Origin of the sequence: uncultured Sphingomonas sp., from assembly GCF_946477935.1 — a bacterium.
GTDB lineage: Bacteria > Pseudomonadota > Alphaproteobacteria > Sphingomonadales > Sphingomonadaceae > Sphingomonas.
The window spans coordinates 1-8,125 of the sequence record NZ_CAMLAC010000162.1 but is presented as its reverse complement, the minus strand read 5'-3'; the positions used below and the strand labels follow the sequence as shown (position 1 = coordinate 8,125).

The following is an 8,125-nucleotide window of genomic DNA, read 5'->3' as shown; positions in this document are numbered from 1 at the left end:
GTCATGGCGCGCGCTGGCGCGGCTGGACATGGGACTGGCGGAGTATCCGCTGCCGATCATCCATCATTACGCGCTGACGCCTGCGGATGTGGCGCGGCTGGGGCGGACGATCCCGCATCTGAGCAAGCCCAGGCTGCGCGGCGTACCGGGGCTGTCATCCGGGCGGGCGGCGACGCTGGGCGATGCGACGGCACTGCTGGGCGTGCTGCTGCGGCATCTGGGGAGCAGCACGACGATCGTGTCGGCCTATGGTCTTCGCGAAGGGTTGCTGTTCGGGGCGCTGGATGCGGAAACGCGTGCGCTGGACCCGCTGATCGTCGGGGCGCGGGAGGAAGGGCGGCTGCTCGGCCGTTTTCCCGAGCATGGCGATCTGTTGCAAGGCTGGATCGCGCCGCTGTTCCCCAACGATGCACCCGCCGATGCCCGGTTGCGGCATGCGGCATGCCTGCTGGCCGATGTCGGCTGGCGGGCCAACCCCGAGTTCCGGGCCGAGCGCGGGGTGGAGATCGCGCTGCATGGCAACTGGGTGGGGATCGACGCGGTCGGCCGTGCGATGCTGGCGCAGGCGCTGCACACGAGTCTCGGCGGGGGGCTGGACGTGCCGAACCCGCTGGCGCAGCTTGCCAGTCCGGCACAGTTGAAGGCGGCGACCCTGTGGGGGCTGGCGATCCGGCTGGGCCAGCGGCTGAGCGCCGGGCTGGCGGGGCCGCTGGAGCGATCGTCGGTGGCGCTGTCCGACGATGCGGTGACGCTGGCGCTGCCCGCCGGGGATACCGGCTTCTACGGCGAGGCGGTGGAGCGACGGCACACGGCGCTGGCCAATGGCCTGGGGCGTAGCGCGGTGGTCGGCGAGGTTTGACGGAAAAAACACCCCCGCCGCGTGGGCGGCGGGGGAAAGGGCCTTATCCGCAGCGTAGCCGGGTGACGATGCCGGCTGCATCGGTTTCGACGTTCAGGCGATCGATGCGATAATCCATCGTCACCATCGTGTCGGGGCCGATGACCCGGAGCGCCTTCGCCCCGGTACGTTTCAGCACGTCCGCTTCGCTGGTCGGGGCCCAGGGCTTGCCGACAAGATCCTGCGCGCGATCCGCACGGCACTGACCCGGTTTCGGCGCAGTCGTAGTACAGCCAGCGAGCAGCAACAGGGCAATCAGGGACCGGCCGATCATGCGGTTTCTCCTTCCGTGCGGACCATCTTCAGCTTGCCGTTCTTCACCACGAAGCCCAGCCGCCCCTCGACCAGATCGAGCGCGTCGCGGCCGAACTGATCGAAGCGCCAGCCGGTGAGCATCGGCAGATCCTCGCGCACGCCGGCCGCGAGCAGCTCCAGCTCCTCCGACCGGGCGAGCAGGCGCGAGGCGACGTCGATATCGCGGGCGCGGATCTTCAGGAGCAGCTTCAGCAGGTCGGCGACCAGCGAGCCCTCCTTGCCGAGACCCGGCTTGCGATCGTCGCGCGGGGGCATTTCGTCCGCCGGAAGCGGCTCGGCCGCCTCGATCGCGGCCATCAGGCGGCCGCCGATATCGTTGCCGGCCCAGGTGGCGGACAGCCCGCGGACGCGGGCGAGATCGGCCTGCTTGCGCGGCGGGTGGCCGGCCAAGTCGCCCAGCGTCTCGTCCTTGACGATGCGGCCGCGCGGCAGATCCTTGGCCTGTGCCTCCAGCTCGCGCCAGCGGGCCAGCGCCTTCAGCCGGCCCAGCACGTCGGGCTTGCGGCCGGAGATGCGCACGCGCTTCCAGGCCAGATCGGGATCGTTGGCGTAATGGGAGGGATCGGCAAGCCGCTCCATTTCCTGGTCCAGCCATGCGCCGCGGCCGGTTTTCTTCAGACGCTCCAGCATCTTGGGAAAGATGCTCGACAGATGGGTGACGTCGCCGATCGCGTAATCGACCTGCCGCTGGTCGAGCGGGCGGCGCGACCAGTCGGTAAAGCGCGCGCCCTTGTCGACCTGGATGCCCAGCCAGCTATCGACGAGGTTGGAGTAGCCGATCTGCTCGCCTTGCCCCAGCGCCATCGCCGCGACCTGCGTGTCGAACAGCGGGTGCGGCGTCTTGCCGGTCAGGTTGTAGATGATCTCGATATCCTGGCCGCCGGCGTGGAAGACCTTCAGCACATCCTCGTTGTTGACCAGCAGGTCGAGCAGCGGGGTCATGTCCAGCCCCAGGGCCATGGGGTCGATCGCGGCGGCCTCGTTGGTGTCGGCGATCTGGATCAGGCAGAGTTCGGGCCAATAAGTGCTTTCGCGCATGAACTCGGTGTCGACGGTGACGAAGTCGGCATCGGCGAGGCGGGTGCAGAGATTGGCGAGCGTCGCGCTGTCGGTAATCAACGGGTGTACGTGCATCCAACGCCCATAGACCGCCAGCGCGGGTTGACAAAGAGGGGCCGGACAGGAAAGCGGCCGGCTTTCCACTTTGCTTGTCAGAGATCGCGATCATGCACGCTTACCGAACCCATAATTGCGCTGGGCTGGCCGCTCCCCAGGTCGGCGAGACCGTTCGCCTGTCGGGATGGGTGCACCGCAAGCGCGATCATGGCGGCGTGTTGTTCATCGACCTGCGCGATCATTACGGCATCACGCAGATCGTCGCGGACAGCGACTCGGCGGCGCTGCCGGTGCTGGAGGCGGTGCGCGTCGAATCGGTGGTGACGATCGACGGCGTGGTGAAGGCGCGATCGGCCGGCACGGTGAACGCGAACCTGGCGACCGGCGAGATCGAGGTGTTCGCGCGCGGCGCCACGGTGCTGTCGGCGGCCGAGGAACTGCCGATGCCGGTGGCGGGCGAGCAGGAATATCCGGAGGATATCCGCCTGCGCTACCGCTTCCTCGACCTGCGGCGCGAGACGCTGCACGCCAACATCGTGCGGCGCACCAGGGTGATCTCCGAAATGCGCCGACGCATGGAAGCGGTGGGCTTCACCGAATATTCCACGCCGATCCTGACCGCGTCGTCGCCGGAAGGCGCGCGCGACTTCCTGGTGCCGAGCCGCATCCATCCGGGCAAGTTCTACGCGCTGCCGCAGGCGCCGCAGCAGTATAAGCAGTTGCTGATGGTGGCCGGCTTCGACCGCTATTTCCAGATCGCGCCCTGCTTCCGCGACGAAGACCCGCGCGCCGACCGCCTGCCGGGCGAATTCTACCAGCTCGACCTGGAGATGAGCTTCGTCACGCAGGAAGAGGTGTGGGAGACGATGGAGCCGGTGATCGGCGGCATCTTCGAGAGCTTCGCCGATGGCCGCACCGTGACGCCGACGGGCGAATTTCCGCGCATCGCCTATGACGAGGCGATGCTGAAATATGGCAGCGACAAGCCCGACCTGCGCAACCCGCTGATCATCACCGACGTGTCGGAGCATTTCACCACCTCCGGCTTCGGCCTCTTCGAGAAGATCGTCGGATCGGGCGGCGTGGTGCGTGCGATCCCGGCACCGGCGACCGCGGACAAGAGCCGCAAATTCTTCGACGAGATGAACGAATGGGCGCGGGCCGAGGGGCATGCGGGCCTTGGCTATGTCACGCGCAAGGGTGGCGAATTCGGTGGCCCGATCGCCAAGAACCACGGCACCGAGGGCATGGAGGCGATCTATGCCGCGCTCGGCCTCGGTCCCGATGACGGCCTGTTCTTTGCCGCCGGCAAGGTGGAACAGGCCGCCAAGCTGGCTGGCGCCGCGCGTACCCGCGTCGCCGACCAGTTGGGCCTGATCGAGAAGGACGCGTTCCGCCTGTGCTGGATCGTCGATTTCCCCTTCTACGAATGGGACGAGGACGCCAAGAAGGTCGAGTTCGCGCACAACCCCTTCTCGATGCCGCAGGGCGGGATGGACGCGCTGGAGGGTCAGGATCCGCTGACCATCAAGGCCTATCAATATGACCTCGTCTGCAACGGCTACGAGATCGCATCGGGTTCGATCCGCAACCAGAGCCCTGAGCTGATGGTCAAGGCGTTCGAGCTGGTGGGGCTGTCCAAGGCCGATGTCGAGGAGCGCTTCGGCGGGCTGTATCGCGCATTCCAGTACGGTGCCCCGCCGCATGGCGGCATGGCCGCCGGCGTGGACCGTATCGTGATGCTGGTGTGCGGCGCGCAGAACCTGCGCGAAATCTCGCTGTTCCCGATGAACCAGCGTGCCGAAGACCTGCTGATGGGCGCGCCCAGCCTGCCGTCCAACGCGCAGATGCGCGAGCTGAGCCTGCGTTCGACCGCGGTCGCGCCGGACGTCGACAAGACGGTGGCCGCCAAGGCGGGCTGACCCGTCAGGGGCGGCGATGCTGGACGATCAGTTGCAGCCGGCGGCGGCGCCCCGGCTGGTCCGCAGCCTTGGCGTGATGGGCGTGTTGTTCCTGACGCTGTCGGTGGCGACGCCGGCATCGTCGGTGTTCGTGATCGTGCCGGGCATGTTGCAGGTCGCCGGCACGGGCGCCGTCTGGGCGATGATCCTGGCCGGCGTGGTCTGCGTCGCCACCGCGTTCATCTATGCCGAGCTGTCGTCGGCCTGGCCGGTTGCTGGCGGCGAATATGTCGCGGTCGCGCGCACACTGGGGCCGCTGGCCGGCTTTGTGATGCTGGGCGTCAACGTCTTCAACAACCTGCTGTTTCCGCCGGTCGCAGGGCTGGGGATCAGTGCCGTTCTGGCCACCGTGATGCCGGGCCTGCCGGCCGTGCCCGTGGCGGCGGCGGTGGTCGCGGGCTCCACGCTGGTGGCGCTGCTCAATATCCGGGTGAACGCGCTGGTGACCGGCGCGTTTCTGGCGATCGAGGTGCTGGCGATCCTGGTCGTGGTGGGACTGGGGTTCGCCGATTGGGCGCAGGATGCCACACGCTTCCTGACGGCGCCGGTGATGCCCGCGGCAAGCGCGCTGGTGCCCGCCAGCCCGGCAAGTATCGGGCTGGCGGCGTCGATCGCGATCTTCGCGCTCAACGGCTACGGCGCGGCGGTGTATTTCGGCGAGGAGATGCTGGACGCCCCGCAGCGTATCGCCAGGGCGATCCTGGCCGCCCTGGTGCTGACGCTGGCGTTCGAGGTGGTGCCGGTGATCGCACTGCTCGTCTCGGCACAGGATCTGGGCGCTGTGCTGCGCAGCGAGGATCCGTTCGGGCAGATGGTGGCGGCGCGGGGCGGCAGCGGACTGGGTGCCGCGATGGCGCTGGGCGTCGTGGTGGCGATCGTCAACGCGATCATCGCATGTATCCTCGCCTGCGCGCGCTTCTTCTACGGCACGGCGCGCGATCGCAGTTGGGGCGCGCCGGTCGATCGCTGGATGGCAAGCATCCACCCCAGACTGGGATCGCCGGTCGTCGGCACGCTGGTCGTGGGCGGGGTGGGGGTGCTGAGCGGAACCGGGCTGGTCGCGATCTATGCGGGCATCGCGCTGGCCGCGATCGTCGGGCGGCGGACGGGGGCGACCGCGCATGCGCCGTACCGGATGCCGCTTTATCCGCTCGCGCCGATCATCACGCTGGCGGCGCTGGGCTATATCGTCTGGACCAGTTGGCTGGATCTGGAAGAAGGACGCCCCGGCCTGTTGATGACCGGGGCGCAGATTATCGGCTCGGCGGCCTATTACTGGTTCGTGCTACGCCGCCGGGGGCCCTGGCAGGTGCAGGACTGAGCCGTCAGGCCGCTTCGTTCCATGCCGGCTTGAACGCGCCGTCATCCTCCATGACGTGCAGGATGCCGTCGGCGATGGCGAAATAAGCACCGCGCAGCTTCAGCGTGCCGGCGTCCTCGCCCTTGGTCACGAAGGGGAAGGTGCGCAGATTCTCGATCGAGGTCCGCACCGCCTCCATTTCCATCGCGCGGGTTGCCTCGGCACCTTCCAGATGCTGAGCCTCCACCTTTTCGCGGGCGCCGTCGAGCAGATGCACCCAGTCGGCGATGAAGCCGCCTTCACCCGGCTTGGCATCGGCGAACCCGCGCGTCAGGGCCGCCTGGCACCCGCCGCATTTGCCGTGGCCCATCACCACGACTTCCTCGACCTTGAGCTGCGTCACCGCAAACTCCAGCGCGGCCGACACGCCGTGATGGCCGCCGCCGGTCTCGAAAGGGGGAACGAGGGCGGCGACGTTGCGCACGACGAAGATCTCGCCCGGCAACGTGTCGAACACCTGCGCCGGATCGACGCGGCTGTCGGAACAGGCGATCACCATCACCTTGGGGCTCTGTCCTTCCTTCAGCTCGGACCAGCGCTCGCGCTGGCGACGCCAATCGGCGGTGCGGAAGCGGCGATAGCCATCAACGAGATCGGAAAAGTCGGTCATGATCACTCCCGGAATTTAAAGCGCATGATGGCGAACACGCTCAAGACCGATGCGGTTCCGAATCGATCCCGGGACGGGTCGCCATTGTGTCTCGCCGATCACATCGCTATTTCGCGATGCATGAACGAGATGACCCCGTTGGCCGCGCCGCAGCGCGCGCGCAAGCCCGATTGGATCCGCGTCAAGGCTCCGACCTCGGTCGGGTTCGCGGAAACCAAGCAGCTCATGCGCCGCCTGAACCTGGCGACGGTCTGCGAGGAAGCGGCCTGCCCGAACATCGGCGAGTGCTGGACCAAGAAGCACGCGACCGTGATGATCCTGGGCGATACCTGCACCCGCGCCTGCGCCTTTTGCAACGTGAAGACGGGGATGCCGCGCAAGGTCGATCCGCTGGAGCCCGAGCATGTCGCGGTGGCGGCGGCCGAAATGGGGCTGCAGCATATCGTGATCACCAGCGTCGACCGCGACGACCTGCCCGATGGCGGCGCGTCGCAGTTCGTGAAGGTGATCCAGGCGCTGCGCCGCAATACGCCCTCGACGACGATCGAGATCCTGACGCCCGACTTCCGCAACAAGGCGCAGGCCGCGGTCGAGTCGATCGTCGAGGCGCGGCCGGACGTGTACAACCACAATCTGGAGACGGTGCCGAGGCTGTACCCGACGATCCGGCCGGGTGCGCGCTACTACGCCTCGCTGCGCCTGCTGGAGAGCGTGAAGCGGCATGACCCGTCGATCTTCACCAAGTCCGGCGTGATGCTGGGGCTGGGCGAAGAGCGGCTGGAGATCCATCAGGTGATGGACGACATGCGTTCCGCCGACATCGATTTCCTGACCATGGGGCAGTATCTCCAGCCGACGCCGCGCCATGCGAAGGTCGCCGAGTTCGTGACGCCCAAGGCGTTCGACGCCTATGCCGCGATCGCGCGTGCCAAGGGCTTCCTGCTGGTCGCATCGTCGCCGCTGACCCGGTCCAGCTACCATGCCGGCGACGATTTCGCACGGCTGCGCGATGCGCGGGCGGCCAAGCTCGCCGCGGCCCGGCCCCAGGAGGTGAGGGCGTAACGCGCATGCCCAAGCATAGCGAGACGCGTCACCTTCCCTATACGCCTGAGCAGATGTTCGACATGGTGGCCGATATCGGCCGCTACCCGGAATTTCTGCCCTGGGTATCGGCGATGCGGGTCCGGTCGAACAGCGAGACCGAAACGGTGGCGGACATGATCGTCGGCTTCAAGGGGCTGCGCGAGACGTTCACCAGCCGCGTCGCCAAGCAGCGGCCGCACAGCATCAATGTCGATTATATCGACGGACCGCTCAAATATCTGCGCAACGAATGGCGCTTCCGCCCCGAAGAGGGCGGCTGCGCGGTCGATTTCTCGGTGGATTTCGCGTTCAAGAACCGCGTGTTCGAGATGCTGGCAGGGCAGGTGTTCGGCACCGCCCTGCGCCGGATGATCGGTGCCTTCGAGGACCGGGCACGCAAGCTTTACGGCAGCAGCAGCTCCAGCGCGCACAACGCCGCCTGAGCGCGGATACCGCCGCGCCCGATATCGCCGAAGCTGCGGCGGACGGAGTGAACATCGTCCGGGTCGCCGCCGCGCTCCGCCCGCGCGAACAGGACGGTGCCGACCGGCTTCTTCTCGGTGCCGCCGCCCGGCCCGGCGACCCCGGTGATCGCGACGGTAATGTCGGCGGTGCTATGCCTCAGCGCGCCCTGCGCCATCGCCCAGGCCGTGGCGACGGATACCGCGCCGAATGTTTCCAGCACGTCCGCGCTCACCTTCAACAATGCCATCTTGGCGTCATTGGAATAGGTGACGAAGCCCAGATCGAACACGTCGGATGCGCCGGGTACTTCGGTGAGT

General features: G+C 67.5%; 8 protein-coding genes and 1 pseudogene. 5 read left to right on the top strand and 4 right to left on the bottom strand.

Going from position 1 to position 8,125, the window contains the following annotated elements:
- Positions 1-859: pseudogene (locus Q0U08_RS14780) on the top strand (Ppx/GppA family phosphatase); the annotation flags it as partial.
- A gap of 43 nt (positions 860-902) precedes the next feature.
- Here the strand turns inward: Q0U08_RS14780 and Q0U08_RS14775 are convergent.
- Both Q0U08_RS14775 and rnd read right to left on the bottom strand, forming a co-directional pair.
- Positions 903-1,172: an I78 family peptidase inhibitor gene (locus tag Q0U08_RS14775; protein WP_298092232.1), complete on the bottom strand. Its 270-nt coding sequence runs from the start codon at positions 1,170-1,172 to the stop codon at positions 903-905.
- On the bottom strand, positions 1,169-2,347 hold the full coding sequence (gene rnd, locus Q0U08_RS14770) for a ribonuclease D (protein ID WP_298092230.1): 1,179 nt from the start codon (positions 2,345-2,347) through the stop codon (positions 1,169-1,171). Before rnd ends, Q0U08_RS14775 begins: the two co-directional genes overlap by 4 nt.
- A 92-nt stretch (positions 2,348-2,439) precedes the next feature.
- Between rnd and aspS the strand changes: the two genes are divergently transcribed.
- Entirely contained in the window at positions 2,440-4,251 is a 1,812-nt protein-coding gene (aspS, locus tag Q0U08_RS14765) for an aspartate--tRNA ligase (protein WP_298092228.1), read from the top strand.
- Positions 4,252-4,267: 16 nt separating this feature from the next.
- Complete coding sequence (locus Q0U08_RS14760) at positions 4,268-5,611, top strand: APC family permease (RefSeq protein ID WP_298092226.1); 1,344 nt, start codon at positions 4,268-4,270, stop codon at positions 5,609-5,611.
- 4 nt (positions 5,612-5,615) lie between these two features.
- Here the strand turns inward: Q0U08_RS14760 and Q0U08_RS14755 are convergent, their stop codons facing one another.
- Positions 5,616-6,260 carry a carbonic anhydrase gene (locus Q0U08_RS14755; RefSeq protein WP_298092224.1) on the bottom strand — a complete coding sequence of 215 codons (645 nt, stop codon included), beginning with the start codon at positions 6,258-6,260 and terminating at the stop codon, positions 5,616-5,618.
- Between the two features lie 120 nt (positions 6,261-6,380).
- Here Q0U08_RS14755 and lipA point away from each other — a divergent pair, with 120 nt between their 5' ends.
- Both lipA and Q0U08_RS14745 read left to right on the top strand, forming a co-directional pair.
- On the top strand, positions 6,381-7,322 hold the full coding sequence (gene lipA / locus Q0U08_RS14750) for a lipoyl synthase (RefSeq protein WP_298092222.1): 942 nt from the start codon (positions 6,381-6,383) through the stop codon (positions 7,320-7,322).
- 5 nt (positions 7,323-7,327) lie between these two features.
- The gene (locus Q0U08_RS14745) at positions 7,328-7,786 is read left to right on the top strand and encodes a type II toxin-antitoxin system RatA family toxin (RefSeq protein ID WP_298092221.1); all 459 of its coding nucleotides are present in this window, start codon (positions 7,328-7,330) and stop codon (positions 7,784-7,786) included.
- Here Q0U08_RS14745 and Q0U08_RS14740 read toward each other — a convergent pair.
- A partial coding sequence (locus Q0U08_RS14740) for a CinA family protein (protein WP_298092220.1) occupies positions 7,747-8,125 on the bottom strand: 379 nt, incomplete at its 5' end. The genes Q0U08_RS14745 and Q0U08_RS14740 overlap by 40 nt on opposite strands.